Below are 26,701 nucleotides of genomic sequence, written 5' to 3'. Positions count from 1 at the left end.
TTCTAATCTTGAGCTCTTCCTCTTTGCTTGTCACTGAGCTCTTGCATTTCTTTAAAAGCTGTTAGACTAACATAAGCACCTGCTTCATAGTATTCCGTGGGGTTTATGGCATAGTCAAAACCTTCAATCATGCCTCCAGCTTCTTCAATCATGCCATTCCACTTTTCATCAAAGACCATTCTCAGACGTTTCCAATCGGTAAAGACTGGGACGGAATTTCGTCCATCTTTTCCTTCTCTAACGGGAATATTAAAGTTAGCGTCTTTTTCCAAAACAAAGGAATTCCCTTCTGAATTATCCTCTGGGAATCCTGATGCTGCATCTAATGGAAGCAAGAATTTTGCTTTAGGCATAGCCATAGAGAAGAACTTGTAGTAAAGTCCATAAACTAGTTCTTGCTCTTCTGTAGTCGGTTGGTCCATCTGCCCCATCAAGAGCATCCACCTTACCAGGTCGGGATTCATAACAGGCACTTGTATTTCTGGTAAATCAGAAAAATCTGGTTTTTGAACCAAAGCTGAAGCACTGATGCTAACTTCCTTGGAATTAAAGATTGCTCCCAAGGCACCATTTAAGTAAAAAGCTGTTCCAAGGAAATTTTCAATCCCTTTTTTATCTTCCGTATTTTCAATCAGTTTGACGACTGAGTTTGGTCGGCTGTCAATGGTTTCCTTGAATTGGCGATACCAAGATGGTGTCAAAAGCATAATCATGGGATCCGTGCAAAGATAGCCCTCTTCTCCCCTGTCATAGGTCGTTGAAAAAAGATAGGGTTCGCCTGTTTTTTCTGAATAAACTGCATAAACTGAATCTGCTGCTAACAACTTGTCCTTGACGATTTTCGCGAGACGTTCCAACTTGCGAGTGTTGGCTTGATAGCTTTCTTCACTTTCAGTTTCCTGATTTTGACGGCATTTCCATAAAAAGAGACGTGAAATCTCTACGCTGTCATCAAGGCTAGCTGCCAAATAGTCTTCATTAGTCAATTGCCCCTCTTGGATGGCTACAAAAGCACGGTAAAGAGCATCTGAATAGCTAGATAATTTTTGCTCTTCCTCAACACCTGAACTAAAGAGTACACTTCCTTTTTTCAATTTATCCAAAGAAGGATTCCTATCAACCACTAGATGGGCAAGAACTTGATCCGTTAGACTATCTGCATCTTTGTTTTGACTGCTGAGTTTTTTAACCTCTACAGTACCAAGACTTTCCATTCCTTGGTCGGGATTGCAAAACTGCAACTGATCTCCAACCTTGATACTACCTTCTAGACTCCCAACAATCAATAATTGATTCGTTTCCTTCATCGGAAACAAATCTAGAACACCCACGCAAGCATTGCCTTTCGCCTCTTCTGCTTCCTTATTGGATTCAGTTGTTTCTGCCTTTTTCAAATAATCAAAGATTCCCATAAATTCTCCTCATTATCTCCACTTAGCACAATTCCTATGGAGTCACTTTTCTAATGCTTGCTACCAAGCCTGATTAAACCGTATATGATTACTTCTATTGTATCACATTCCCTCCACATTTTGGGGGAGTTTCTCAATTCTCATATGATTTCATAGCTTCTTCAACTTCAGCTAAACTGATCCCAAATAATTCTAAACGTTTAAGGAGTTGTTTCCCATTGGAATAACCGATACGAAGACAGTCTCCTAGATATTCTCTGCGTTTTCGGCTATCTGCTCCGGCTAGAAAACCAAGACGAATCAAGTCACTACGGCTAATATCAAAGTCGCTTTCTACTTCAAACTGCTCAGTGGCTTGTTCTAGTGCTGTTTTCAAGTCCTCGTAGCTGGCATGCTCGATTCCCAGCGAACGTCCCTTGGTCTTGGACTTAGGCACGGCCTCGTCACGTTTGAGAAAGGCGTGTTGGACTGTCGGAATTGCCGTCATAATCATCCGACGAATGCGTTCCCCGTTAAAATCAGGATCTGTAAAGACAATCACCCCATGGCGTTCATGTAGACGTTGGATTCGTTCAAGGTCCTGTTCATTGATAGCCGAGCCACGAGTCTCATAGGTCTCTACATCAAAATAACGTTTAAGATTGGCCGTATCATCGCGTCCTTCAACTACGATGACTTGGGAAATTTTCTCTTTCATGATTTACTTTCCAATCCAAAGATGCCTTCTGCATTGGCACTTGTCACTGCTGCCAATTCTTCTGTCGTCATGCCACGCAAATCGGCGATAAAGTCCACTACATAGCGCGTGTAAGCTGTCTTGTTTTCGCGACCACGCTTGGGTACAGGGGCTAGATAAGGTGCATCTGTCTCTACCAAAATCTTATCCAAAGGTAACTCTTTTGCAGCCTCCTGAATGTCTGTCGCTTTTTTAAAGGTCACCACCCCGGAAAATGAAATGGTCATACCTAACTCCACAAACTTCTCAGCCCACTCTAGAGAACCTGAGAAGGAGTGCATGATGCCACCACGAGGACCAACTCCTTCACTCTTGATAATCTCATAGGTGTCTTCTAGCGCATCACGGGTGTGAACTACAAAAGGTAAGTCCAGTTCCTTAGATAGCTGAATCTGACGACGGAAAACTTGTTCCTGCACTTCTTTAGGCGCTGTCATCCAATGATAGTCCAAACCAATCTCACCCAAGGCAACAACTTTAGGATGTTTTAGTTTTTCTAGCAAGTAAGACTCAACTTCCTCTGTGTAGGTTCCTGCCTCTGTCGGATGCCAGCCAATCGTCGCATAGAGTTGGTCATACTTGTCCACTAGTTCAAGAGCACGCTCAATAGTCGGTTTGTCAAAACCCACGATATTCATCCGAGTCACGCCCATTTCAGCAGCCAAGGCTAATTCTTCATCTTCTCTTCCTGCAAAATCTTCTATATTTAAATGTGTATGAGTATCAAAAATCATTTATATTTCCTCGTTTTTTCTACCTTCTATTATACCAAAAAAACTAGTCTCATCCTTATAGGAAAAAATATTTTGAAATCATTCATTTTTTCTTGACGGCTTTTTTTCATAGCAGTATAATAACTCTTGTTGAAATTTTTCAGAAAAGGAAAGAAAATGTTTACAAAACTAAAATATACCTTTATTGGTCGTCCCCTTAAGTCCTTAACTGAAGGCGAGGGAGGACTACTTGGAAAAACACAGGCACTCGCAATGCTATCAAGCGATGCTCTATCATCTATTGCGTACGGACCTGAACAGGTAGTTCTCGTCTTGGCCAGCCTTTCTCCGCTTGCTATCTGGTGGAGTCTTCCTATCGGCATTTTTGTCCTCTTACTATTAGCTAGCCTGACCATTTCTTATAGACAAATCATCCATGCCTACCCTCAAGGTGGAGGTGCCTATATGGTTACTCGAGAAAACCTCTCCCCTGAGTTAGGTTTGATTGCTGGGGGAAGTCTGCTTGTTGACTATATGCTAACAGTAGCCGTATCAGTGGCTGCAGGCGCTGACGCTATCACTGCCGCACTTCCTGCCCTCCACCCCTATAACCTCCACATCTCCATTTTTCTAGTATGTTTGCTCATGCTTTTAAATCTACGAGGTTTGAAGGAATCCGCCAGTTCTCTGATGATCCCTGTCTATCTCTTTATCTTTAGTACCGTCTTCCTCTTATTGTTTGGTATCTTCCAACTGTTGACAGGTTCTCTCAGCTATCATGCAACTTCTGCAATTGGTCAAACTGTCCCAAGTCTCTCAATTGTCCTAATTTTAAGAGCCTTTACCAGCGGTTCGGCTTCACTAACAGGGGTTGAAGCCATCTCAAATGCCGTTCCATTTTTCAAAACTCCCAAAGAGAAGAACGCTGCTCAGACACTGACCATCATGTCTCTGATTCTCGGATTTCTATTTGCAGGGATTACCTTCTTAAACTACTGGATGGGCATTACACCTCAACACGGAGAAACAATCCTCTCACAAATGGCTAAAGGGATTTTAGGGGATTCAGCTCTCGGTCAGATTGTTTATTATCTCTTCCAATTCTCAACAGCCCTAATCCTAGCTGTCGCTGCAAATACTGGTTTTTCAGCCTTTCCAATGTTGGCTTACAATATGGCTAAGAACAAGTACATGCCCCATCTCTTTATGGAGAAGGGGGACCGCCTAGGTTACTCAAACGGTATCTTAACACTAGCCTTTGGTGCTATGATTCTTCTGCTCATTTTTAACGGAAATACAGAACGCTTGATTCCTCTCTATACTATCGGAGTTTTCGTTCCTTTTGCACTTTCTCAAACAGGGATGATTCGCCACTGGAAAAAAGAAAAAGGCTCTCATTTCTTAAAATCTGCCTTTGCTAATATCCTCGGCGCTATCATTTGTTACGCCATCGTCCTTATTCTACTCCTCTTCAGGCTTGGAGATATCTGGCCATTCTTCCCAATTATCCTGGTCCTAACCTTCCTATTTCTGTCCATCCACAGTCATTACCAAAAAGTAGCCAAACAACTTCGACTTTATGAAGGAATTCAAAAGAAAACCTACGACGGCAATGTCGTCCTTGTCTTAGTGGGAAATGTTACTCGAGTAAGCGTCGGAGCGATTAATTACGCTCAAAGCATAGGAGATGAAGTTTTGGCCATGCACATTTCTACCAAGGAGACCGAAGAAAAAGACCAAGAAATCCTCCAAGAATTCTCCGACTACTTCCCAAATATTACTCTAAAAAACATTAATACCAGCTATCGCGATATTATCACACCTACAGTTCGATATGTTCGAAAGATTTCTCAAGAAGCCAAGAAAAAGAACTACACGGTTACAGTTCTAGTACCCCAATTTATCCCTAACAAACCTTGGCAAAATATCCTCCACAATCAAATGAGCCTTAAATTAAAATATGCTCTCAGATGGCACGAAGATGTCGTCGTTGCTAGCTATTCATATCATTTGAAAGAATAAAGAAAAGCTCAAAATCAGAGAAATTATCTTCTGATCTTGAGCTTTTTCTATATGTGTTATTTCCAATATATCTTCTAAAATTTCCATTCTCGACCAATGACTTTAGAAAATTCTATCTTTTAGATAAAAGAAAAATCAGTAGGCTCGAGTTCCTACTGATTTCTTTATTTCATTCGTTTGGATTATGCAGCCAAAACTTTGCGTCCTTTACGACGACGAGCTGCCAATACGCGACGACCGTTTTTAGTTGACATACGGTTACGGAATCCGTGTTTACGCGCACGACGTAGTTTACTTGGTTGATAAGTACGTTTCACGATGAATACCTCCTCATAGATTTTGTATTCGTTTAGCCGGCTATAAAGTGATCAGTTACTAAACATACTTTACTATTCTATATGATTTTGATTCATTTGTCAATAGCCTGGAGCAAATGTTTCCAGCTTTTTCCCATGAAAGCCTTATCTACGATACTGTCTCAAGAAACGAGTCATCTTTTCTTGGATTTGTGCCAATTCATCCACACGAGGGAGATAAACAATACGGAAGTGGTCTGGTTCTTTCCAGTTAAAGCCACGTCCATGTACCAAGAGTACTTTTTCTTGCTTCAAGAAATCTAGGACAAACTGTTCATCGTCATCGATGCGGTACATATTGCGGTCGATTTTAGGGAAGATATAAAGACCCGCTTTTGGCTTAACAGCTGATAAACCAGGGATATCTTGAATAGCATTATAAATAAAGTTTCTTTGTTCATAGATGCGACCACCAGGAAGAAGCAGTTCATCAACCGATTGGTGACCACCTAATGAAGTTTGAACAACCTGTTGAGCTAAAACGTTAGAACAGAGTCGCATGTTAGAGAGCATGTTGAGACCCTCAATGTATCCTTTTACATGACGTTTAGGTCCAGACAAGACCATCCAACCTACACGGAAACCTGCGATTCGGTGAGATTTTGAAAGACCATTCATGCTGACACAGAAAAGATCTGGAGCTAAACTTGCAACTGGTATATGGACAAGGCCATCCATAACCATACGATCGTAGATTTCATCCGCAAAGATAATCAAGTCATTTTGGCGAGCAATCTCGATAATGTCTAGTAAAAGTTCTTTAGGATATAGGGCTCCTGTTGGATTATTTGGGTTGATTAAGACAATAGCCTTGGTATTTGAACTAATCTTAGACTTAATATCTTCCAGGTCTGGATACCATTCAGCTTCTTCATCACAGATATAGTGAACAGCATTTCCTCCAGCCAAGCTGACAGCTGCAGTCCATAATGGATAGTCAGGCATTGGTACTAAAACTTCATCACCAGTATCCAAAAGTCCTTGCATAGACATAACGATTAGCTCACTGACACCATTTCCTACATAAATATCTTCAATACCAACATTTGGAATTTTTTTCAATTGGCAGTACTGCATAATAGCCTTACGAGCTGAGAAAATCCCTTTTGAATCTGAATAACCTTCACTATCACGCGCATTCATAATCAAGTCATGAATAACTTCGTCAGGAGCTGTGAAACCAAACTCTGCAGGATTCCCTGTATTTAAACGAAGGATTTTTTCCCCGTTTGCTCGCATACGCATAGCCTCTTCGAGAACTGGACCACGAATATCATATGCTACGTGTTCTAATTTGATGGATTTATTAAATTCTTTCATGTGACTTCCTCTATTCATCAGGATACTTAATATTATACCACTAGATATTGAAATCGTAAATTTCCGAGTTTCAATCCACAAAAAAACCTTGCATAACACAAGGTAAACAGAGCAAAATCGATTCTTTTTCTTTAAACTAGGAGAAGTTAGAGTAAATATGGTCCTCCAAAAATAGACAATCTGCATTTAAAGAATACATAAAAACTCCTTTGAACCGATAAGGAAGGCTTGATAATGGATGATAGTTGCAGAAACTCAGGAATCTCTTCCTGTGCTCAGCAAAACGCAAAGAAAAAATAAGTTGACTCAACAAACAACATAAAAGATGTCTGGGCTAATTCGAGTCTAATTGTAAAGAATTTTCCCATATCTCTGGCTTCTTCCCCTGCTCTGATATTTAACATTATACACTAAAATTTTTGCATTTTCAAATAAGCATGCAGATAAAAAGAACTCAATACTTGAGCTCTTTTTATCTACTATTTTGCAATCTCTGCCAACATTTTTTCGATGTGTTGGATGGATTTTTCACGTCCAAGTAAATAGATGGTATCTGGCAATTCTGGACCATGCATTTCACCTGAAACAGCGATACGGATTGGCATGAAGAGATTTTTCCCTTTGATACCTGTTTCTTTTTGAACTGCTTTGATTTGTGGGAAGATATTTTCTACTACAAATTCATCATCTGACATAGCTTCAAGTTTGGCTTTAAAGGCTTCAAGTACAGTCGGCACTGTTTCACCAGCCATGACTTCTCGTTCAGCTTCTGTCAATTCTGGGAAGTCTGAGAAGAAAAGGTCTGTCAATGGAACAATTTCGTCCACTGACTTCATTTGTGGTTTGTAGAGTTCTACTAATTTCTCAGCCTTATCAGTCAATCGTCCTGCTTCTTCAAGGAATGGTTTGGCCATTTCAAAGATAGTTGCCAAGTCAGCTCTCTTGATGTAGTCATTACTCATCCAGTCTAGTTTCTTCTGGTCAAAAGCCGCTGGAGATTTGCTGAGGCGGTTTTCATCAAAGAGCTTGATAAGCTCTTGACGAGAGAAGATTTCGTCTTCCCCACCAGGATTCCATCCAAGAAGGGCGATGAAGTTAAAGACTGCTTCTGGAAGGTACCCTTTCTTACGGTAATCTTCGATAAATTGAAGGGTGTTAGTATCACGTTTAGATAACTTCTTACCAGTTTCAGAATTGATAATCAAGGTCATGTGACCAAACTCAGGTGCTTCCCATCCAAGTGCTTCATAAACCATAAGCTGTTTTGGTGTATTGGCAATGTGGTCATCCCCACGGATTACGTGAGAGATTTGCATATCGTGGTCATCGATGACAACGGCAAAGTTGTATGTTGGGTAACCATCTTTCTTCTGGATGACCCAGTCACCACCGATATTGCCACCTTCAAATTCGATATCACCTTTGACCATGTCATGCCACTTGTAAATACCAGACTCATTCACTGCCAAACGAACCGTCGGAATAATCCCCGCTGCTTCACGTTCTGCAACGTAAGCTGCTTTTTCTTCTTGACTCATACCAAGGTATTCGTTGATGTAGCGAGGCGTTTCACCGGCTGCTTCTTGACGTTCACGTTCTGCTGCCAATTCTTCTTCTGTAACGTAAGATTTGTAGGCTTTTCCTTCAGCTAAGAGTTGGTCGATATATTTTTGATAGAGTTCCAAACGCTCAGACTGGCGGTAGTTTTCATGAGTTTCTGGACTTTCATCCCAGTCCATGCCTAACCAACGAAGGTTTTCAAGCTGTGAACGTTCTCCGTCTTCGACATGACGTTTGCGGTCAGTATCTTCGATACGGATGATAAAAGTTCCACCATGGTGGCGTGCATACAAATAGTTAAACAATGCTGTACGGGCATTACCGATGTGTAATAGTCCTGTTGGACTTGGTGCGTAACGCACACGAATATCTTTTGACATATCTTCTCCTATAAAGTCTCTAGGCGTCTGCCTTTTTGCTCTCTATATTATATCACAAGTCTTGCCAGAGTCCAATTTCTCTTTTCAAGAAATAGCAAAAAGAGTGGTAAATCCACTCTTTTTAGTCAATTATAGACGAGCATTAAGTTCTTTGCTCAATTCTTCAAATCCTGGTTTACCAAGAAGGGCAAACATATTTCGTTTGTATGCTTCAACACCTGGTTGGTCAAATGGGTTGATAGCGTTCAAGCAACCTGAAAGGGCGATAGCCAATTCGAAGAAGTAGATCGTGTAACCAAGAGTGAAGGCGTCTTGCTCAGGAAGAGTTACGTACATGTTTGGCACGTCACCGTCAGTGTGGGCAAGAAGAACACCGTCAGTTGCTTTTTTGTTAACGAAGTCAACGTCTTTTCCTTGAAGGTAGCCAAGTCCGTCAAGGTCTTCTTCCAAAGTAGGGATAATCACATTCTTACGTGGTTTGTCAACGCGGACAACTGTTTCAAACATGATACGAGTTCCTTCTTGGATAAATTGACCCAACGAGTGTAGGTCTGTTGAGAAGTTAGCTGAAGTTGGGTAAATCCCTTTTTGGTCTTTCCCTTCTGACTCACCAGCCAATTGTTTCCACCATTCTGAGAAGTATTGAAGCGATGGCTCGTAGTTTACCAAGATTTCAGTTGCATAGCCTTTACGGTAAAGGATGTTACGCACTGCAGCATATTGGTAAGCTTCATTTTCAGCAATCTTATCTGAAGTGTAGTCTTTACGAGCAGCATTCGCACCTTCCATAAGGGCTTTGATGTCTGCACCTGATGCAGCGATTGGAAGCAATCCAACTGCTGTCAATACTGAGAAGCGTCCACCGATATCATCTGGAACAACAAATGTTTCCCAACCGTTAGCATCTGCTTCAACCTTAACAGCACCTTTTTGGCGGTCAGTTGTTGCGTAGATACGTTTGTTAGCTTCCTCTTGACCGTATTTCTTAACCAAAAGTTCTTTGAAGACACGGAATGCAATCGCTGGTTCAGTTGTTGTACCTGATTTAGAAATCACGTTTACTGAGAACTCTTTATCTGCAACATACTCTACCAAGTCAGCAAGGTATGTTGATGAGATTGAGTTCCCAGCGTAAAGGATTTGTGGTGCTTTACGTTCTTCTTTTGTTTGCAAGTTTGAAAAGTGGTGGTTCAAGAAGTCAATGGCAGCTTTTGCTCCAAGGTAAGATCCACCGATACCGATAACCACCAAAACATCGCTGTCTGCTTTGATTTGCTCAGCAGCTTTCAAGATACGGTCAAATTCTTCGCGGTCGTAATTTTCAGGAAGGTCCAACCAACCCAAGAAGTCGCTACCAGCACCAGTTCCTTTACGGATCAATTCGTCTGCTGCTGTTACTTGTGCTTGCATGTATTCCACTTCATGCGGAGCTACAAATTTATCTAACACTTTTGAATAATCAAATTTAATATGTGACATGTTATTCCTCCATAATTTCTTCTTTACTATCATAACGCTTACCAGCAATTTTTTCAAGTTTTTATACTGAATTTCCTCAAATTTTATCACAATTCAAACGTTTGCGTAAAATCTTACAAAATAAAAAAACTTGAAGAATTAAACCCTACGAAAAAAACGACTAGGATTCTAGTCATTATAATTCATTTAATAAATACTCAAATAATTCTAAATTGCCATCTTCTTCATTGACTAGAAACTCTGGATGCCACTGAAGACCAATAATACGGTGCTCATCAATGGATTCAATTGCTTCAACAGTTTGATCACGTGGATCCACAGCCGTCACACGGAAATTGGGTGCCAGATCTTTAATGCTCTGACGATGCACTGAATTAACCTGACTTTCTTTACCAAATAATTTAGACACTACACTGCCATCCACTGTCTCAATAGAATGTGAAGTCCCAAAAGGTAGACCTTGCCAATGACCTTCAATATCCTGATTGAGTGTCCCACCAAAGGCAACATTGACAAGCTGAACGCCACGGCAAATGGCTAAGATTGGCTTGTTCTGACGCAAGGCTTCTTGTAGAAGAGCTATCTCAAACTCGTCGCGAGTTAGGTTATAGTCGTCGCTATCAATTGTTTTTTCCTCACCATAAAACTGAGGATGAACATTTTGTCCCCCAGTCAAGATGAGCTTATCAATCATTTCTACATAGTCATGGACCACCGACTCATCACCAACCGGAATGACCAAAGGAAGTCCGCCAACCTGACGAATACTCTCAGCAAATTTACAAGAGACTGATGAATGAATATTTTTTCCTTCTGCGTCCACAGGACATAGGTTCGCAGCTACTCCAACAACCGTTCTCGCCATACTGTTTTCCTTTCAATTTCCTTTGATAAATCTATCTTATCACTCCAACTCCTTCCTGTCTAATATGTATTTTAAAAGACTGTGATAGGTTTCTTTTATCAGAAAAAGTTGCCCTAGTCTAGGACAACCTTCTGTTTATTCAAATACAAATTGATTATGATACAATTCTGCGTAGAATCCACCAAGTTTCAGCAATTTCTGGTGATTTCCTTGCTCAATGACTTGACCATCTTTGAGAACGATAATCTGATCGGCATTGAGAATGGTCTTCAAGCGATGGGCAATCACAAAACTAGTTCTTCCTGCTACAATCGCCTCCATAGCATGCTGGATCTTACTTTCGGTTACAGTGTCCACGTTAGAAGTTGCCTCATCTAAAATCAAGACCTGGGGATCTGTCATCAGGGTTCGAGCAATGGAAATCAACTGTTTTTGGCCAGTTGAGAAGACGCTCTGGTCATCATTAATCAAAGTATCATACTTATCTGGCAGGCTTTCGATGTAGTCATGGATGTGTGTAGCCTTAGCTGCCGCTTCTACCATTTCTTGACTAGCATCAGGGACACCAAAGCGAATATTGTCTCGGATGGTTCCGCTAAATAAAACTGAATCCTGCAAGACAATTCCCACCTTGCTTCGCAAGCTATCCAAATCAAATTCTCGGATATCTCTACCATCAAAACGGATACTTCCTGCATCCACATCATAAAAACGATTGATTAAGTTCATGATGGTCGTTTTTCCTGACCCTGTTGGCCCAACCACTGCAATCATCTTCCCTTTTGGAGCTGAAATGCTGACATCTTTTAGAATTGGTTTCCCTGGCAGGTAGGAGAAGTCCACGTTACGAATCTCCACACCCTCTCGTAATTCTTTGAAAGCTGGAGCATTTTGGGGGCGAACTTCTTCTTCTGCATCAAACATTTCTTGGATACGTTCTGCACCTGTAAAGGCCAGTTGCAAACTTCCCCAGCTCGCCGCTAATTGGATAATGGGTTGATAATACTGTTGAGAAAACTGGGTAAACATGACAATCAAACCCAGAGCAGTTGCTGTCTCGATGTTCTTATCATTCAGTAAGACAGCTGAACCGACAAAAATAACAATAGCTGTATTGACCAAGCTCATTCCGTTCATGACAGGAAAGAGAATTCCAGAAAACAGTCTGCCCTTAAAGGTTGCTTTACGGACACGCTCGTTTTGCTCAACAAAACCTGCGATCACATCATCTTGAATGCCTTGAACAATAACGGCTTTTTGACCTGAAATACTCTCATCCATGTAGGCGTTGAGCTTCCCAACCTCTTTTTGCTGAAGATTGGTATATTTTCTTGCCAATTTCAAAATGACAATCAACATGATAACAGCTATCGGAGTGCTAGCAATCGTAATCAAAGCCAAGGTCACATTTTTTGCGAACATGACAATCAACAAACCAATATAAAGGGCAATATTGGTCATAACAGACACCAAACTTTCGTTGAAAGCCTGTAGGATGTTATCCAAATCACTGGTAAAACGTGACAGGATATCACCATCTTGATGGCGGTCAAAGAAGGAAACAGTCAAGCGAGAAAGCTTGCCAAAAAGTCCCTTACGCATCTCATTTGTCGATTCGGCAATGATACGGCTCATCAAAACCATATAGATAAGACTCGACACCACTAGCACAATCAAAATATAAGCAAGATTGATTAGGAGTCCTAATAGACTTTGCCAAACCATATCAGGATTTCCATTTTGATAAGCTATAACCAAATTAGCCAGTTCTGTGACTGTTTGACCTGCAAATACTGGAAAGAGGGCTTGTGCAATCGTTGCAATGATAATCATAGCAATGACAACGATAAAGGATATCTTATAAACTTTAAAATAGTTCCAAAAGAATCGAAATGTCTTCATCCTACTCCTCCTTTCCTTTTTGCGTTTCGTAAATTTCTCGATAAACTGCGTTTGTTGCAACCAAGTCAGCGTGTTTGCCTTGACCAATCAAACGCCCTTGGTCAAGCACTAAGATTTTATCGGCATGTACAACAGAGCTAATCTTTTGCGCGATGATAATCGTAGTTGTCCCCTTCAAATCCTTGTTGAGGGCTTCTTGAACCAAACGTTCCGATTTGGCATCAAGGGCAGAGGTTGAATCATCAAAAATCAAGATACGAGGATTGCTGACAATCCCACGCGCAATAGACATTCGTTGTTTTTGTCCACCAGAAAAGTTAGTCCCACGTTCCTCAACCGGACTTTCAAAGGCCAAGTCCATACGACTAATAAATTCACTGGCCTGGGCGATGCGAGCCGCGCGTTCCATTTCTGAAACTGTCGCATCTCCCTTACCTTGTCTGAGATTATCTGCGATGGTTCCACTAAAGAGAATGGCTCTTTGTAGGACGATAGAAACTGTCTTACGAAGCATCCCTTCACTAACTGTCCGAATGTCCTTTCCACCAATCTTGATCGAACCTTGCTGAGGATCAAATAATCGTGGAATCAACTGAGCCAAGGTTGATTTCCCTGCACCAGTTGCTCCGACAACCCCAACCATTTCACCAGCTGCGATATCGAAGGATACATCTTTTAGGATAGGCTCTTCATCATTTGGATAGGTAAAGGTCACATTTTCAAAACTGAGACTTCCTTCCAATTCTTCATCGTCCACATCCTCAAAGGTCATAGCCGGTTCTGTATCAAGGATTTCACGAATACGACGGAGGGAAATCATGGCACGAGTGACTGAGTTCCCCAAAAATCCAACCATGACGATGGTAAAGATAATCTGACTCAGGTAGTTTACAAAGGAAGCAATGGAACCAACTACTGATGGATCTGACTCTGCCATACCTGCTACAAGCCAAATTGAAAGAAAGACAGCCCCGTATGAAATCATCATCATTACAGGTTGAACGATAGAAAAGGCGTAACCGATATAAAGGTTTTCTCCCAGCAATTCATCTGATACCTGCGTAAATTTAGCAAACTGGTCTTTTTCTCGAACAAAAGACTTAACCACGCGCACACCACGTAAATTTTCTTTAGCAATGGCATTGATACGCTCCAATAAGGTCTGGAATTTTGCAAAGCGCGGTCCCATCATCCCCATCATAAGACCTGTCATAGCGACGATCAAAACGACCATAAGAACCAGCACCCACCACAGCGAAGGCAGAGTGACAACGGCTAATATAAAGGAACCAATAAATAAAATCGGTAGTCGAAAGAGGATTTGGAAGGTCATCATAACGACGTTTTGAATCTGATTGATATCGTTGGTCATACGCACAACGAGGTTCCCTGCATTAAACTTCTCAATATTGGCGTATGAAAAAGTTTGAATCTTACGAAAGGCATCTTCACGTAAGTCAGACGAAACTCCTTGAGCAATGTAAGCTGCTAACACTACATTGATCCCACCTGCAACCAAACCAATCAAGGCAACAAGAATTAACCAAAAACCGATAGTATAAATAGCTTCATTATCGCCCGTTAGCAGTGCCTCTAAAACCTCCTGCAAATAACGTGGTTGCAAGAGTGAACTCGTTACCATTAAACCTGTCATAATCAAAGAAGCCAGGGCTTGCCATTTATAGGCTTTTATTTTCTGAAACAGCATATTTCCCCCTTATAAGATAGACAAAAGGGGACGACAATTCTGTCAGTCCCTTCTTATGCTTTCATGTTGATACTATTCTAACAAAAAAGAATGCTATTGTCAAAGCACTCAGCTCTCAGAAGCTTGTGCAAACACGACATTAGCATTCTATCAATCCTTTAAAAATTCTTCTACATTTAGTGCTGAATTTTATTGTTCTGAACTAGCTTGCTCGTCTAATTGAGCTCGTCCAATTTCACGGTAGCTACAGTCCCCAACAATCTTGACTGAGAACTGACCATCTTCGTACTCAAGAATCGTCACACTTCCATTATCAAGACCATGCGGATGCATGCCGTTAATTAAATAAACAATGGTACCAATAGTCATTCCATGGCTGACTACAAGGGCATTGCCACCACCTTGTTCCTCCATTTCCTTGGCAATGGCTTCAAAACCTTCACGGATACGACTACTTAGTTTCTCCCAACCTTCAGCCCAGCCTGCAGTATCAACCTCGACTAAACCTTCTGCAAGTTCTGCATAAGACAAGTGGTGAACATGATCAACGTTGAAGATACGAGGAATAATCCCCATAAATAAGTCCCCATCATAAGCACCATCAAAACTACCAAAGCACCATTCACGGATTCGCTTATCCATACGATAAGGAATTTGCCCTGTCAGACCTAGTTCCTCAAGGATAATTCCCATAGTCTGGATGGTACGTCCTGAGTCACTTGAATAAGCACGCTCAAACTTTAGGCCTGACTCACGCAAACCAATTCCCAATTCGTGAATACCTCGCTCACCTTCAGCTGTTAAAGGAGTATCACTCCAGCCTTGAGCACGCCCAATCGTATTAAACATTGTTTTCCCATGACGCACTAGATACAATTTTACACTTGCCATTTTCCGTCCTCCATATGTATCTATTATAGCATGATTTCAGGTAAAAACCTCGTCCAAACTACTCTGTGCTGTTCTTTGAAGGTGCTAATTTGGAAGACCTAGCAGTCTCTTTTTTGCTCCCTTCTTCTGTTTTCTCCTCATTTCCTTCTTTGGACTTGTTTTCTGTTTTCTCAGACTTTTGACCGGTTTTTTTAAAAGGAGAAAAGTGAAATTCAAACTTATTTTTTCCTGTGTCAATAGTCGTTGTGAAGAATTTTTCGTCATTTCGATAAGTTGACTTCCCTACATTAAATGACTGCTCTCCATTTTCAGAAGAAGCTTTTTCATAGGTTCTCTTAGCCATAGCAAATGCAAGAAGTTTTTCTTTATTTAAGGCATAATCCTGATGATGTGCTACTTGCCGATTTAGATAAAACTGCAACAAAAGACTAAAAATTCCAGCAATAGTGATAGCGTATAGGAGAACTCCTGCTCTAACTTTTTTCTTTTTCAACACGATAGATAAATTCCCTCTCTAGTCCCTTTTCAAACTGAAAGTGAAAGTGCAGCTCCTGCCCTTTTTCTTGAATTCGAGCTGATTTTAGACCGTAGACCATGGGTTGATAACCACGTCCACTAGCATCTGTTTTCCGGAAATCATTTGACTTTGATTTACCCATGGAAATGGGTTTGCCGTCCTGTTTGAGGTAAAGCCTATCATTCTCCACTTTTTCAAATTGGGCTCGATTCAGCTCTCCTTCCAGCTGATCCACAAATAAGAGCCACTCTTTTTGCTCACTTCTCTGCTGATAGCGAACTTCTGAAACCAAGAGTTGGCTCATAGCTTGAAAAAGAAGCAAGCTACCACTAATAACGATAAGGGCAACCAAGGATTCTAAAAGTGTAAAAGCTCTGACCCTACTTGTCTTGAATCGCCAGTAATTTCTCCGTTCCATGGTACACCTCCAAACTTCGCTCATTCGAGACAACATGAACCGTAAGTCCATTGACAGTTAACTGCTTTTGTCCAGTCTGCAAAGCTATACGAGCCACTCGCAAAATTTCTTCCTGTTTTAGAAGTTCTACTTCTCTTTTTCTACTTTCTTGAATTTGTCCCAGCAAGAGGGTTGCTGTACTGGTAAAAATGGCTAGTGAAATCACTGCTTCCAGTAAAATAACTGCCTTAATTTTTTGCTTCTTGAATGCGTTTAATTTTTCCATTTCCTAAATATAATTGGTAGCGAACCACTTCTTTCCTTGTGCGAAATCGGACACTGGCTAGAGAGGAATTCCCTCCAGCCTTATCAAATGTAATTGACTGATTGGACTGCAATTGAATTCCTTTAGGGATGGCTAGTTTCTGATAGCCATTCCCAATACTTCTCTCTTCTAGCATTAAGTTCATCTTTTGCTGACTAGCCAGACTTCGCTTCTGGGTTTCTCGATAAAGTTCCTCAAACTCCATAAAGAAAATTTGCTCTTCCACAGATGCAAAAGTTGATTGAACTGAACTCGACAAGCCCAAGGCTAACAGGCTGACTATTCCTAAGACCAATAAACTTTCTAGCATGGTAAAGGCCCTAATCTGCAACTGACTGACTCTTATTTTGCTTGGCATGATACTCTTTATAGGATTTTGCTTGCTCAGCAGTAATGCGTCCATCTGCCTGTAATTTACCTAGACTAGCATCTTCATTTTTATCCAGACTATACAGTTCTGCTTGGCTTTCTACCACCTTGACGACAGCTGCTTTCCCCTTATCATTGACTGCATCCTTTTGCTTAGTAAGATTTGGCACAAACAGCAAGAGTAGGACGCTAATGATAAGCAATACCACCAACATTTCAAATCAAGGTGTGCTATTTTCTTTATTTTCTTAAAAAATCAATAATTTTACTATCCCTCATTTCAAATCAAGGTGTGCTATTTTCTTTATTTTCTTAAAAAATCAATAATTTTACTATCCCTCATTTCAAATCAAGGTGTGCTATTTTCTTTATTTTCTTAAAAAATCAATAATTTTACTATCCCTCATTTCTACCAGTGTAAGAGCTTTTGCCTTCGTTTCTTTTAATTTCATCATCATTTTTTTCATCTAAAAATTTACCTCCATATTTTGATACATTGGCAGCAACATGGCTGCGTACAATAAAACGATTAGCAGGGCTACAAAAATAAAGACCAGTGGTTGAACAAGGTTCATGGCCCGATTGACTCGGGTAAAGAAGGATTCCCAGGTTTTTTCCGCATAGATTTCCAATTCGCTTCCTAACTTGGATTTAACCTCTCCATATTCAATGATTAATCCCAACTCCTTTCTAAAGAAGGGATAGGTCTGAACAACCTTAGAAAATTCATGCCCATTTTGCAAAGATTGATCTAAATCGTATCCAATTTCCTTAAAAAGAGGATTCCCTTGCTCTTGCATCATCTGGAAAATCTGTGCCAACTCTAAACCTTGTCCAATCATATTTCCCCATTCCAGAGCATAATAGGCAGTTAGATAATACTGAACAAACACACCTAAAAAGGGGATCCTAGCCAGATAAGAAAAGACTTGTATCTTCTTAGATTTCCTGTAGAAAATCAGACCTGTTAAAGATAGTAAACCTAACGCTAGAACAAGCCCAAGAAAAATCTGTGGCAGGTTACTAATCACTAAGGTAGCTATGTTACTACTATCCAGTTGGGGCAAGAGATAATTTCGCAACCCTAACATTATAAGCAATAAGAAAGCTAGCAAAATAACTGGGTAGGTTGCAACTTCAATTAACTTCTTCTTGACCTTAGCAAGATTATCCAAATATTCTTCAATTTTCCCCAAACTCAAATGGAGATTTCCATGAACTTCAGCCAATGAAAGTTGAGTGACAATCGCACTCGAAAAACCTAAATTCCCCATCATTTCCGAGAAAGATTTTCCTTTCGATAGTCCTAGGCGCATCTGTGAAACATATTCCTTCTCCAACAAAAGACTTCTATCAAGAAAGGAAATGATTTCTACCAAGTGAAAACCACTAGAAAACAAATTGTTAAAGAGAGTGATAATTTTCTTCTGCTTACTGGTAGCTAATTTTCTCCGTTTCAGCTTGAAGGGCAGTGATATGTCCATCTTTAAGAAGCTGATCAATTTGCTCATTCCACTTTTCTGCCTGGTGTTCTGAATAATTTTGGTTTGCAAAATCAATAATTCCTCCTCCCCCGATTAGTCTCTGGTAGCAAACACCTTGTAAAACCACCGCTAATTCTTCCTCGCTGACCCCTAATTCTAGGAGACGTTCATAAACTCCTCGAATACTCTTGGCATGGATGGTCGAAAATACTGTAGCACCCGTCAAACTAGCCCTAACAACTGCTCGTGCCGTCTCACTATCCCGGATTTCTCCAATGATTAAAAGATCTGGGCGGTGTCGCAAAGAAAGTTTTATCAAGTTTTCATAACTCAGTCCAATAGCTTCATTGAGTTGTAATTGCAGCATCTCTTCTTGCTTAATCTCGACTGGGTCCTCAATGGACATGACTTGTTGTCCCTTGAACAATGACTTAGCTAATTCATGCATTAAGGTATTTTTCCCACTTCCTACAGGGCCTGCAAAAAGATAAAGACCGCGTTGCCTAAAGCCCTTTTCCAGTTCCTTAAGGTCTTGAAACCAGAAGCGCAACTCTTGTTCTTCATCGTGCAAAAGACGAATAACTAAACTCTCATGACCACGATAATCTCCTACCGTCGATAAGCGTAGTGAAGAAACCTTGCCATTATGCTGATAATCGCAGGACCCAAGCTGACTACGACGCTTTTCTCCAACATTCATACCCGCAATAAATTTAAAATGACTAATAACAGCACCTAGCTTATCAAAGTCATAAGAATCAATCAAACATCTTTTATCACCAATTCGCATATGTACCTCATACACCCTATCTTTGGGAACGAAATAGATATCCTGGGCCCCTTTTTTCTTTGCAAGAGTAATTAATTCTTGCGCAAGTTCTTGTACCATATCTTCCTCCTCATTCTTATTATTCGAAGAAAATATAAAAAAAGAACAACTTCTTTAAAAAGTTGTTCATCATTTTTTAATGTGACAAGTTCTGTGAGCTTCAAGACCTGTTTGTTTTTCATATCCAGGTCGAAATTTTTCATCCGGAATAACTTGACCATCTTCCAGTAAAGCCAAGGAATAATATTGCTGCAGAAATTCATCACATTCCTCACACCAACGCTTATCCTCCGGATTCCAAAATATGGTCATTAAGTCTCCTCGACTTTTATATAGTGGAATTTTCTTTTCCAGTTCAAACCAGCAAGATTTATAATACTTCAAGGCATCATAGTAATTTTCAAATTTCTTACTACTAATGACGTCTTCTTCCCATCCTTCTATGAACCACCAAGGTTCAAAATCTCCGTACATTTCTATAACTCGATACATAGTTTCATTTCCTTTGTATCGTATATTATAGCGAAATTTTAAGAACAATGAAAGAAATTTGCTTATTTTCACGAATAGTCTGACATTTCCATAATAAAAAGACATACATGTATTTAAAATCAAAAAATGTTAAAGGATTCTCTCTTTTCTTTAAAAAAATAAAAACAGAAACTGTAAACCAGTTTCTGCTTATTCTTATGCTTGATAACGTTTTTCACCATCAAGGTAGGTTGCCACCAATTCCAAATCTTTATCCAGAACAATGAAGTCAGCATCATAGCCTTCTCGAATTTGTCCACATACATCATCGATATTTACTGACTTAGCTGGATTAAGGCTGGCCATCATAACAGCTTCATGTGGATTAGCAATTCCCCATTCAACTACATTCTTCAAACCATCTTTCAACTTAAGAATAGAGCCTGCCAAGTTCCCGGAAGATTTCAAACGAGCAGTTCCATTTGCAACTACAACCGGAAATTCTCCAAGCATGTAGTCACCATCTTGCAAACCACCAGCTGTCATACAGTCAGTAATCAGAGCAATATTTTCAATACCTTTTTGTTTAAGTAGAATTTCGCAAGCCTTAGGATCAACGTGATGACCGTCACAAATAAGCTCTGCATAAGTATGAGGAAGTTGATACATGGCACCAACCATACCCAATTCACGATGTGTTAGACCACGCATCCCGTTATAAGCATGAACCCAAACACTTGCTCCCGCATCAACGGCTTTCTTAGCCTCATCAAAGGTGGCATTGGAGTGCCCCAGAGCAACAGTTACACCTTCTCCAGTTACAGTACGAACAAAGTCCTCAACCCCTTCACGTTCAGGTGCCAAAGCAATTTTATTTAGAAGACCATTAGCAGCCTTCTGCCAAGCTCGAAACTCATCCATACGTGGATCCTTCATATAAGCAGGGTTTTGAGCACCTTTAAATTCTTCTGTAAAATATGGTCCTTCAAAATAGATTCCACGAATCTTAGCTCCACTAGCCTCTTGGTAACGTTCCCCAATATTTTCAGTCACCGCAAGTAATTGCTCGTAAGAAGAAGTAAGTGTAGTTGGTAAGAAACTCGTAACACCAGTACTAAGGAGACCCTCACTCATCGTATGCAGTGTTCCTTCAATATTATTATCCATAACATCGACACCGCCAAATCCGTGAATATGGGTATCTACAAGACCCGGAGCAACACTGTATCCAGTATAATCAATAACTTCGACACCATCAGGTAACTCTTCAACATGTTTACCAAATTTTCCATCAATAAGCTCCAAATAACCACCACGGCGAATACCATGTGGATAAAAGAATTGATCTGCTTTAATATACTTTGGCATAATACTAACCCCCTTTTAAAATTATACTTCGTTTATTATGACAATTACATTATAAACCTTTCTATAGAATTTGTAAATGGTCTAGACCTATTTGAAATAAAAAAATTATAAAAAAAGACAAGGATGTACCTTGTCTGTAATACTATACCGGCGGCCGGGGTCGAACCGGCACGTCCTTGCGGACACTGGATTTTGAGTTCTATGAATACACTTTTTAAATCTTATATCCTTGATTTAATAGGGTTTTAGGACTTTTGAATCTTGCAAAATAGACTCATTTTTCAAATTTTAGTAACTTTTTGGTAACCTGTTCAAGATACGGATGTATAGTCCAGATAAAGACAATTCAAATTAGATTACGTCTATCTATTTATTTTATCTTTTATTTGCTTTAAGTCCTTTATCTCTTTTAGAATACTAAAAATAAATAAACTAAATAGAAATATACCTAAAAAAGATAAAACAAAGAAACCAAACGTAAGTATTTCGCCTCTAACAGCTAGTACTCCAAGGGAAAAAATACCGATAGCCATTATGGAAATTATGAGGATAAACCACAAGTAAATCATGTAAAACTTATAAAGATAGCAAAAGGACTTATTTTTTTGTTTAGGCTTATCCTTCCAATTTAAATAAAAGAAATAAGGTATATAAATAATTAAAATAAATAGAAATTCCATTTCTAGCACAACCTCTCATCTTATCACCCTTAATCAAATACATGATTTATAGCATATTAAAACTTTTTATTTAGGCAAACTAAGAACAAAAACTAAATGTAAAATCATTCGTTAATCAATTCCTCAATTTCCTTTATCCCTTCAAACTCTTCAACACTTTCGAAAAGTTCTATAGCTCGTTTGAAATATCTATTGGATAATTCCGTATCTTCCAAGGCTAAATAGATTTCACCTAACCCTCTATAGCTACAAGCTTGAGAAATCACATCATCAGTCTCTAAAGATTGTTCCAATGACAGATTCATGAATGTAAGAGCTTCATCAAGGTTGTTTAATTTAAATCTCACATAGCCTTGTTCGTAGTTATTCACAGCTTTCTTTAGATTATCGTTTGGAAAATACTCTTCAACTATCTTCTCTTCGTCTTCAATGAGTTTTAAAGCCTTATGAAAATCACCCTGATCTCTGTAGATCATAGCTAATTGATGTAATCCAATGTGTTCATTTTCTTTATCTTCATTTTGTTGAGCTAATAAAATGTATTTCTCAAAGATACGAGTACACGAGGCATAGTCTTTTTCTGCCAATAATAAATACCCCATCAGATTTAAAAGGCTAAAATCTGTACAGGTATCAATGGAAAAATCTTGTTCAACCAACTTTTTAGCTTCTGATGTTTTTCCCTTCAGAAACAAGTCCCAAGCTGTATCAAGTTTAGAAACCATCTATTTTCCCCTTTCAACTATAAACAACCTTCATTAAATAAAATTATTCAACAAGAATATACTAATCTCTACCTATTGAGACTTAATCAAATAAACCATACTTTTATAAATCAAGTCATCTAGCCCACTTTTGCTGATAGCGACCATTTCCTCCCTATAATGAAAATCCTTTATTATCTAGATAACATTAAAATCTGTCTAGCTATACATCATTAGCAAAAGAATTCCTGTTGCATTTCCAAGAATATGAGAAAGTGTAGAAATCAAACAATTCCCAGACTTTTTATAAATCATTGCATAGATAATACTATCAACAAAAATCATGAAAATATCGTAGCTTACAAGCCCAACGCTTCCACTAGAAATATGGGCTATCGCGAACAATAAAGAAGATAGAATGGCACAAAGCCAAAATGGTATAATTCTCATTGACTTACCAAGAAAGAAACCTCTCCATGCAATTTCTTCCCCTAAGGCTGCGATTACTATTTGAACCATAAGGAGCGGTATTTTATCGAAGGATAACATACCATCCGTTCTTCCCAAAACATGACTAGCAAAAGCGCCCTTAAATATCATATCGCCGATAAGCAAAGTTGCTGCAGCGGTTCCTACAGGAAGCAAGACCAAAAGAATTACCCCTTGTTTTTTCAGATCATCGAAAAATGATTTAAAGCGCAAACCTGATTCTATATGTGATTTTTTATCAAAATGTTCAAGAACAAAGAAAAAGAGAATACCAATCAGTACAGTGAGACCTGACAAAGAAAGTTCAGGTATTATCTTTGTCAAAGACAATACTGCCATTAGAAACAAACCAATGATCGTAGTATATACAGACTTTTTATCTATTTTAGCAAAATCAGGCATAAATATTTCTCCTCAACTTTAGTAGGGCGACATGGTTATTCATTTGTCCTGAATTGTCAAACTAGGTGCACAATTCAAGACTTAAAAAACGGTCTCCAAAAGATTTCTAGGATTTCACGAGCAAAGTTACACACTCAACAATTCGCTGTTTTTGTAATATCATGTTTTTCCTAACCTATTATATTTAATATATTAAATCATGTCAATATTTTAGACACATTTTGGGAGGAAATTTTGAAGACTAGCGTCCTCCTATTTTTCCCAATAAGTTTTAACTTCTTCAAAAATCTTATTCAAAAGTTCTGCATCTTTTTCTGACAACTGATTTTTTTCTATAACTCTATCTTTTAGTTCTGTTGCCTTTATTTTATTTCTTGCCACCGAAACTGCTATTGAATGTTTCAAAATATCAAACTCATCCTTTGAAAAGTTTGCAATATTGGTAAGATCTAATTGTTCTAGAGGTAAACTACTGATAATTGAATAAGGTTTTTGTCCCAGCAAATAATCTGTAGTAGTACCAAAGATATTTGCTAATTTCACAACGAATTCTAATCCTGGTTCTAACGTTCCATTCTCCCACCGAGAATATGTCCCTTGTTGAACTCCAATTAATTCCGATATTTGTACTTGAGTTAACTTTTTTGATTTTCTGAGAGTTTTTAACCTCTCTGAAAATTTATAATCCTCTGTATACATAATTCTCCTATAGATATTCTTATTCGTATATTTTTGCTTGACAAAATATTCTAAACGGTATAAAATAGAATTATTCCATAAGGAATATTTATTTTAAGATTAAATATTCCATTGAGAATATTATAGCATAAAAGGAGGTAAAAGCGTATGTAACTAGTAGTCGATTTAAAAAATTTTAATAAAGGAGGTAAGATTCGACAAAATAAAAAAATCTTGAAACAAATGTGCCGTTCGTTCCAAGATCAAAACATATTATGTAACAATTATACCACAGAAAACTCTTCAGTTGCACAAGAAAATTTCGGAGGTTTCACAAAAAGATGACCAATAAAGAGTTAGTCAATCAAATTTCTGGCCTAAACTCTACCTCTACTCTTAAAAATTGGATCCAACTGATTAAAGAGATAAGTGGCAAGGAATTTAAGAAAATTAAAATTCCTATCAGTAGAAACCCAAGAACTCATCAATTAAGTTATACAGTTGCCTATGACTTTACAGACGAAGACCTTAGACAATTTCAAAAGTTAGCTAAACTAAAACTTGAAATAGGTCTAAAAGAGGCTATACAAGCCGTATTTGGGAGTCTAGCAGACAATGAACAAGAATCCCTTGACCAAGTAATAGATGAGCTCTACGATGAACTGAGCGCCTTAAAACAGGAATTTAAGCGAGAAATGCGACTGATAAAAATTGAGAATTCCAACCTAAAAAAGAAAATCCAAGATATTGAAGAGTCGATGCAAACCGGCTTACTAGGGTTTGTTAACAAGAGGTCAAAAAATAGGTTCGGCTAATAGCGAGTTTTCGGCTGAGCCATGAGGCAGAAAGCCGAAAATGAGCGTAGATGCGGACGGACCATTTTTGACCGATAGGGTGTGTAGTAACACCACCCTCTGCAAGTTAGGTGTACCATCGAAAAAATTCAGTATTACCAAGGGTTTTGGAGTTTTTAAGGGTGGCAAAATTAGGCAAAAAGTTGAATCAAAATCTATGGCAAAAAATGAGCATTTACGTTCTGTATTTGACTGGATTCAAATTCAGTTTGATAAGACTGAATTTTCGCCAAAAGAAATAATCGAAGATATCCTATTTCTTGACTTTGACCTATTTATTGAGAATAAGGGGAGCCTTAAATACTATAACTATGATAGCCAGCTTCATTATGGGAATATCCGTATCTACTATGGATCGAAAGAGTCGTCCTACATGCTTGTCATGTCAGGACAGGCACTTGAATTCTATAGAGATATGATATTAGATCCAAATAGTCTATCCGAAAGACAGTTTCTGGACAACCTCTACTACAATTACAATCGTTTTTCAATCAGACGAATTGATATTGCAATAGATGATTTTAATGAAACACCCTATTTCACTCCTAATCAACTTCTAAAGATCTGTCAGAAGAAACGCTTTATATATGGAAAAAGCACCTACTACAATACCTATGGAGATGAAACAATCGGTCAGACCTTATATTTAAGAAAACCAAATGATGATGAAAGACTTAGAATTTACGATAAGCGCTTAGAACGAGCTGAGAAGCTCGGTATCAGCAAGCGGTATATAGAAAATTGGATAAGAACTGAGTTAGAACTTAGGAAAGAAAAAGCTCACTACTTCATTCAAGAATGGTTGGATTCGGAAATAGATCTTCTCAACTTTACCAAGGGATATCTCAAAGAAAAAGTGAGGTTCTATAGTGATAGTCACTTCTCAAAACCTTTGAGATCTTGGGAAAAGTTTTTAGGTCACTCAAAACCTGTCTCTATCATTATTTCAAAACCAAAAACAGAACTAGAACAAAAATTAGAATGGTTTACCTATAAAGGTTCTGGAGCTATTCTAAAAGCGTATAAGTTTCTATACGACAATAACTTACTGCATGAGTATGAGAAATCTAACTATCTCGCACTCAACAATATGGAATATCCACCAGATTTAGCAAGTGGATTAATAGAAAGAGCAATTCTCTTTAAAAGAGAGGATTTGATCCCCACAATCAAAGAAAATATCAAAAGGAGAAATTAAATATGGCAAAAATGCTCTCACAAAATGACTGGAATTTTAATAACATTGGAACAAAATTTGAATTGGATGAAGTCATTCCAAAATTTGAAACGGAAGTCCGAGCAGATGCAAACGGAGAAATTATCAAAAACCGAGATGGTAGTGAAAGACGTTTTAATACCGATAAAATCATTGGTTGGAAATACAATGTAACAATCAAGGATGGACAATTCAAAAAGAAATCAACCCAAGTCTCAGTAGACAATCCAGATGCCTTGGTTGATAATGACTATATCCAAGCAATGGATCAAGTACCAGTCACATTTGACAATTTACAAGCCACTATGATTAGTTCTACAATGTATTACAAGGCGGATGCTATCCATTTAGTAGATGTAAAACAAAAATAAGTATTAGACAAGGGGAGTTAATCCTCCCCTTACTTAATCTAATTAGAAAAGGAGATCACATGATTAAAACTGTAACAAAAGATGACCTTATCGAACTTGGATTTGCTCCAGGAACTGCAAGAAAGATTATCCATACTGGCAAATTACTATTAGTGAATCGTGGTTTTAATATCTACGATAACAAACGGATTGGTACTATTCCA

28 protein-coding genes (1 of these 28 cut by a window edge) are annotated in these 26,701 nt (G+C 38.8%); 5 read left to right on the top strand and 23 right to left on the bottom strand.

What is annotated here, in order from left to right; all coding sequences use genetic code 11:
• Positions 1-2: 2 nt before the first annotated feature.
• The 3 genes from BQ2679_RS03370 to BQ2679_RS03360 all read right to left on the bottom strand — a co-directional run bounded on the left by BQ2679_RS03370 (position 3) and on the right by BQ2679_RS03360 (position 2,882).
• Positions 3-1,412, bottom strand: coding sequence for an SseB family protein (locus tag BQ2679_RS03370; protein WP_075566168.1), 1,410 nt, complete (start codon positions 1,410-1,412; stop codon positions 3-5).
• A 133-nt stretch (positions 1,413-1,545) separates the two neighbouring features.
• Positions 1,546-2,109, bottom strand: coding sequence for a ribonuclease M5 (gene rnmV / locus BQ2679_RS03365; protein WP_075566165.1), 564 nt, complete (start codon positions 2,107-2,109; stop codon positions 1,546-1,548).
• Positions 2,106-2,882 (bottom strand): TatD family hydrolase, encoded by a 777-nt coding sequence (locus tag BQ2679_RS03360; RefSeq protein WP_075566158.1) that lies wholly within the window; start codon positions 2,880-2,882, stop codon positions 2,106-2,108. Before BQ2679_RS03360 ends, rnmV begins: the two co-directional genes overlap by 4 nt.
• Before the next feature lie 156 nt (positions 2,883-3,038).
• Between BQ2679_RS03360 and BQ2679_RS03355 the strand changes: the two genes are divergently transcribed.
• On the top strand, positions 3,039-4,883 hold the full coding sequence (locus BQ2679_RS03355) for an APC family permease (protein ID WP_075566156.1): 1,845 nt from the start codon (positions 3,039-3,041) through the stop codon (positions 4,881-4,883).
• A gap of 182 nt (positions 4,884-5,065) precedes the next feature.
• On the opposite strand, the gene rpmH is transcribed toward BQ2679_RS03355, so the two are convergent.
• From rpmH to BQ2679_RS03250, 20 genes are all read right to left on the bottom strand, one after another.
• Positions 5,066-5,200 carry a 50S ribosomal protein L34 gene (gene rpmH, locus BQ2679_RS03350; protein WP_000831905.1) on the bottom strand — a complete coding sequence of 45 codons (135 nt, stop codon included), beginning with the start codon at positions 5,198-5,200 and terminating at the stop codon, positions 5,066-5,068.
• A gap of 144 nt (positions 5,201-5,344) precedes the next feature.
• Positions 5,345-6,559, bottom strand: coding sequence for a pyridoxal phosphate-dependent aminotransferase (locus tag BQ2679_RS03345; RefSeq protein WP_075566154.1), 1,215 nt, complete (start codon positions 6,557-6,559; stop codon positions 5,345-5,347).
• Between the two features lie 479 nt (positions 6,560-7,038).
• Positions 7,039-8,499 (bottom strand): glutamate--tRNA ligase, encoded by a 1,461-nt coding sequence (gene gltX / locus BQ2679_RS03340; protein ID WP_075566148.1) that lies wholly within the window; start codon positions 8,497-8,499, stop codon positions 7,039-7,041.
• 129 nt (positions 8,500-8,628) lie between these two features.
• Positions 8,629-9,978: a glucose-6-phosphate isomerase gene (locus tag BQ2679_RS03335; protein ID WP_075566146.1), complete on the bottom strand. Its 1,350-nt coding sequence runs from the start codon at positions 9,976-9,978 to the stop codon at positions 8,629-8,631.
• A gap of 175 nt (positions 9,979-10,153) precedes the next feature.
• Positions 10,154-10,843 (bottom strand): gamma-glutamyl-gamma-aminobutyrate hydrolase family protein, encoded by a 690-nt coding sequence (locus BQ2679_RS03330; protein WP_075566145.1) that lies wholly within the window; start codon positions 10,841-10,843, stop codon positions 10,154-10,156.
• Positions 10,844-10,978: 135 nt separating this feature from the next.
• Complete coding sequence (locus tag BQ2679_RS03325; protein WP_075566143.1) at positions 10,979-12,745, bottom strand: ABC transporter ATP-binding protein; 1,767 nt, start codon at positions 12,743-12,745, stop codon at positions 10,979-10,981.
• Between the two features lies 1 nt (position 12,746).
• On the bottom strand, positions 12,747-14,453 hold the full coding sequence (locus tag BQ2679_RS03320) for an ABC transporter ATP-binding protein (RefSeq protein ID WP_075566141.1): 1,707 nt from the start codon (positions 14,451-14,453) through the stop codon (positions 12,747-12,749).
• A 189-nt stretch (positions 14,454-14,642) separates the two neighbouring features.
• Positions 14,643-15,344, bottom strand: coding sequence for a histidine phosphatase family protein (locus tag BQ2679_RS03315; RefSeq protein WP_075566139.1), 702 nt, complete (start codon positions 15,342-15,344; stop codon positions 14,643-14,645).
• A 58-nt stretch (positions 15,345-15,402) separates the two neighbouring features.
• Positions 15,403-15,840, bottom strand: a complete 438-nt coding sequence (gene comGG / locus BQ2679_RS03310) for a competence type IV pilus minor pilin ComGG (RefSeq protein ID WP_075566137.1) — start codon at positions 15,838-15,840, stop codon at positions 15,403-15,405.
• Positions 15,818-16,279, bottom strand: coding sequence for a competence type IV pilus minor pilin ComGF (gene comGF, locus BQ2679_RS03305; RefSeq protein WP_075566135.1), 462 nt, complete (start codon positions 16,277-16,279; stop codon positions 15,818-15,820). Before comGF ends, comGG begins: the two co-directional genes overlap by 23 nt.
• Entirely contained in the window at positions 16,242-16,544 is a 303-nt protein-coding gene (comGE, locus tag BQ2679_RS03300; protein ID WP_075566131.1) for a competence type IV pilus minor pilin ComGE, read from the bottom strand. The genes comGF and comGE overlap by 38 nt, the downstream gene beginning before the upstream one ends.
• A complete protein-coding gene (gene comGD / locus BQ2679_RS03295) occupies positions 16,507-16,941 on the bottom strand; it encodes a competence type IV pilus minor pilin ComGD (RefSeq protein ID WP_075566128.1) in 435 nt (144 codons plus the stop codon). Before comGD ends, comGE begins: the two co-directional genes overlap by 38 nt.
• The gene (comGC, locus tag BQ2679_RS03290; RefSeq protein WP_075566126.1) at positions 16,904-17,167 is read right to left on the bottom strand and encodes a competence type IV pilus major pilin ComGC; all 264 of its coding nucleotides are present in this window, start codon (positions 17,165-17,167) and stop codon (positions 16,904-16,906) included. Before comGC ends, comGD begins: the two co-directional genes overlap by 38 nt.
• Before the next feature lie 252 nt (positions 17,168-17,419).
• Positions 17,420-18,436 (bottom strand): competence type IV pilus assembly protein ComGB, encoded by a 1,017-nt coding sequence (comGB, locus tag BQ2679_RS03285; RefSeq protein ID WP_075566124.1) that lies wholly within the window; start codon positions 18,434-18,436, stop codon positions 17,420-17,422.
• Positions 18,384-19,325, bottom strand: coding sequence for a competence type IV pilus ATPase ComGA (comGA, locus tag BQ2679_RS03280; RefSeq protein WP_075566123.1), 942 nt, complete (start codon positions 19,323-19,325; stop codon positions 18,384-18,386). Before comGA ends, comGB begins: the two co-directional genes overlap by 53 nt.
• Before the next feature lie 69 nt (positions 19,326-19,394).
• A complete protein-coding gene (locus BQ2679_RS03275; RefSeq protein ID WP_075566121.1) occupies positions 19,395-19,757 on the bottom strand; it encodes a DUF1033 family protein in 363 nt (120 codons plus the stop codon).
• 195 nt (positions 19,758-19,952) lie between these two features.
• The gene (nagA, locus tag BQ2679_RS03270) at positions 19,953-21,104 is read right to left on the bottom strand and encodes an N-acetylglucosamine-6-phosphate deacetylase (protein ID WP_075566119.1); all 1,152 of its coding nucleotides are present in this window, start codon (positions 21,102-21,104) and stop codon (positions 19,953-19,955) included.
• A 784-nt stretch (positions 21,105-21,888) separates the two neighbouring features.
• Entirely contained in the window at positions 21,889-22,509 is a 621-nt protein-coding gene (locus BQ2679_RS03260; protein WP_075566117.1) for a tetratricopeptide repeat protein, read from the bottom strand.
• Between the two features lie 198 nt (positions 22,510-22,707).
• Positions 22,708-23,379 (bottom strand): CPBP family intramembrane glutamic endopeptidase, encoded by a 672-nt coding sequence (locus BQ2679_RS03255; RefSeq protein ID WP_075566115.1) that lies wholly within the window; start codon positions 23,377-23,379, stop codon positions 22,708-22,710.
• 252 nt (positions 23,380-23,631) lie between these two features.
• Positions 23,632-24,078 carry a helix-turn-helix transcriptional regulator gene (locus tag BQ2679_RS03250; protein WP_006147801.1) on the bottom strand — a complete coding sequence of 149 codons (447 nt, stop codon included), beginning with the start codon at positions 24,076-24,078 and terminating at the stop codon, positions 23,632-23,634.
• Between the two features lie 320 nt (positions 24,079-24,398).
• Here BQ2679_RS03250 and BQ2679_RS03245 point away from each other — a divergent pair, with 320 nt between their 5' ends.
• The 4 genes in view from BQ2679_RS03245 to BQ2679_RS03230 are tightly spaced (at most 59 nt apart) and all read left to right on the top strand, a layout consistent with a single transcriptional unit that may run on beyond the window.
• Complete coding sequence (locus tag BQ2679_RS03245) at positions 24,399-24,872, top strand: hypothetical protein (protein WP_061454679.1); 474 nt, start codon at positions 24,399-24,401, stop codon at positions 24,870-24,872.
• Between the two features lie 40 nt (positions 24,873-24,912).
• Positions 24,913-26,109 carry a replication initiation factor domain-containing protein gene (locus tag BQ2679_RS03240; protein WP_075566113.1) on the top strand — a complete coding sequence of 399 codons (1,197 nt, stop codon included), beginning with the start codon at positions 24,913-24,915 and terminating at the stop codon, positions 26,107-26,109.
• 2 nt (positions 26,110-26,111) lie between these two features.
• A complete protein-coding gene (locus BQ2679_RS03235; protein WP_075566112.1) occupies positions 26,112-26,498 on the top strand; it encodes a hypothetical protein in 387 nt (128 codons plus the stop codon).
• Between the two features lie 59 nt (positions 26,499-26,557).
• Positions 26,558-26,701, top strand: the 5' portion of a protein-coding gene (locus BQ2679_RS03230) for a DUF3173 domain-containing protein (protein WP_000598356.1). 51 nt of this gene lie beyond the right edge of the window; 144 of the gene's 195 nt are visible here — the first part of the coding sequence; it begins with the start codon at positions 26,558-26,560; the stop codon falls past the right edge of the window.

The sequence above is a fragment of the Streptococcus timonensis genome (assembly GCF_900095845.1).
Classification (GTDB): domain Bacteria; phylum Bacillota; class Bacilli; order Lactobacillales; family Streptococcaceae; genus Streptococcus; species Streptococcus timonensis.
This window is presented reverse-complemented; position numbering and strand designations above follow the sequence as displayed.

What these genes read in the sequence shown, in the direction of transcription:
- BQ2679_RS03320 (WP_075566141.1), bottom strand. Translation starts at nt 14,453, where the DNA reads ATGCTGTTTCAGAAAATAAAAGCCTATAAATGGCAAGCCCTGGCTTCT.
- BQ2679_RS03275 (WP_075566121.1), bottom strand. Translation starts at nt 19,757, where the DNA reads ATGTATCGAGTTATAGAAATGTACGGAGATTTTGAACCTTGGTGGTTC.
- BQ2679_RS03330 (WP_075566145.1), bottom strand. Translation starts at nt 10,843, where the DNA reads ATGGCGAGAACGGTTGTTGGAGTAGCTGCGAACCTATGTCCTGTGGAC.
- BQ2679_RS03260 (WP_075566117.1), bottom strand. Translation starts at nt 22,509, where the DNA reads ATGGTTTCTAAACTTGATACAGCTTGGGACTTGTTTCTGAAGGGAAAA.
- BQ2679_RS03315 (WP_075566139.1), bottom strand. Translation starts at nt 15,344, where the DNA reads ATGGCAAGTGTAAAATTGTATCTAGTGCGTCATGGGAAAACAATGTTT.
- comGE (WP_075566131.1), bottom strand. Translation starts at nt 16,544, where the DNA reads ATGGAAAAATTAAACGCATTCAAGAAGCAAAAAATTAAGGCAGTTATT.
- comGF (WP_075566135.1), bottom strand. Translation starts at nt 16,279, where the DNA reads ATGGAACGGAGAAATTACTGGCGATTCAAGACAAGTAGGGTCAGAGCT.
- BQ2679_RS03255 (WP_075566115.1), bottom strand. Translation starts at nt 23,379, where the DNA reads ATGCCTGATTTTGCTAAAATAGATAAAAAGTCTGTATATACTACGATC.
- gltX (WP_075566148.1), bottom strand. Translation starts at nt 8,499, where the DNA reads ATGTCAAAAGATATTCGTGTGCGTTACGCACCAAGTCCAACAGGACTA.
- comGA (WP_075566123.1), bottom strand. Translation starts at nt 19,325, where the DNA reads ATGGTACAAGAACTTGCGCAAGAATTAATTACTCTTGCAAAGAAAAAA.
- BQ2679_RS03240 (WP_075566113.1), top strand. Translation starts at nt 24,913, where the DNA reads ATGAGCGTAGATGCGGACGGACCATTTTTGACCGATAGGGTGTGTAGT.
- comGC (WP_075566126.1), bottom strand. Translation starts at nt 17,167, where the DNA reads ATGTTGGTGGTATTGCTTATCATTAGCGTCCTACTCTTGCTGTTTGTG.
- BQ2679_RS03355 (WP_075566156.1), top strand. Translation starts at nt 3,039, where the DNA reads ATGTTTACAAAACTAAAATATACCTTTATTGGTCGTCCCCTTAAGTCC.
- comGD (WP_075566128.1), bottom strand. Translation starts at nt 16,941, where the DNA reads ATGCCAAGCAAAATAAGAGTCAGTCAGTTGCAGATTAGGGCCTTTACC.
- comGB (WP_075566124.1), bottom strand. Translation starts at nt 18,436, where the DNA reads ATGGACATATCACTGCCCTTCAAGCTGAAACGGAGAAAATTAGCTACC.
- BQ2679_RS03250 (WP_006147801.1), bottom strand. Translation starts at nt 24,078, where the DNA reads ATGTATACAGAGGATTATAAATTTTCAGAGAGGTTAAAAACTCTCAGA.
- BQ2679_RS03360 (WP_075566158.1), bottom strand. Translation starts at nt 2,882, where the DNA reads ATGATTTTTGATACTCATACACATTTAAATATAGAAGATTTTGCAGGA.
- nagA (WP_075566119.1), bottom strand. Translation starts at nt 21,104, where the DNA reads ATGCCAAAGTATATTAAAGCAGATCAATTCTTTTATCCACATGGTATT.
- BQ2679_RS03335 (WP_075566146.1), bottom strand. Translation starts at nt 9,978, where the DNA reads ATGTCACATATTAAATTTGATTATTCAAAAGTGTTAGATAAATTTGTA.
- rnmV (WP_075566165.1), bottom strand. Translation starts at nt 2,109, where the DNA reads ATGAAAGAGAAAATTTCCCAAGTCATCGTAGTTGAAGGACGCGATGAT.
- BQ2679_RS03325 (WP_075566143.1), bottom strand. Translation starts at nt 12,745, where the DNA reads ATGAAGACATTTCGATTCTTTTGGAACTATTTTAAAGTTTATAAGATA.
- BQ2679_RS03235 (WP_075566112.1), top strand. Translation starts at nt 26,112, where the DNA reads ATGGCAAAAATGCTCTCACAAAATGACTGGAATTTTAATAACATTGGA.
- BQ2679_RS03245 (WP_061454679.1), top strand. Translation starts at nt 24,399, where the DNA reads ATGACCAATAAAGAGTTAGTCAATCAAATTTCTGGCCTAAACTCTACC.
- BQ2679_RS03370 (WP_075566168.1), bottom strand. Translation starts at nt 1,412, where the DNA reads ATGGGAATCTTTGATTATTTGAAAAAGGCAGAAACAACTGAATCCAAT.
- BQ2679_RS03345 (WP_075566154.1), bottom strand. Translation starts at nt 6,559, where the DNA reads ATGAAAGAATTTAATAAATCCATCAAATTAGAACACGTAGCATATGAT.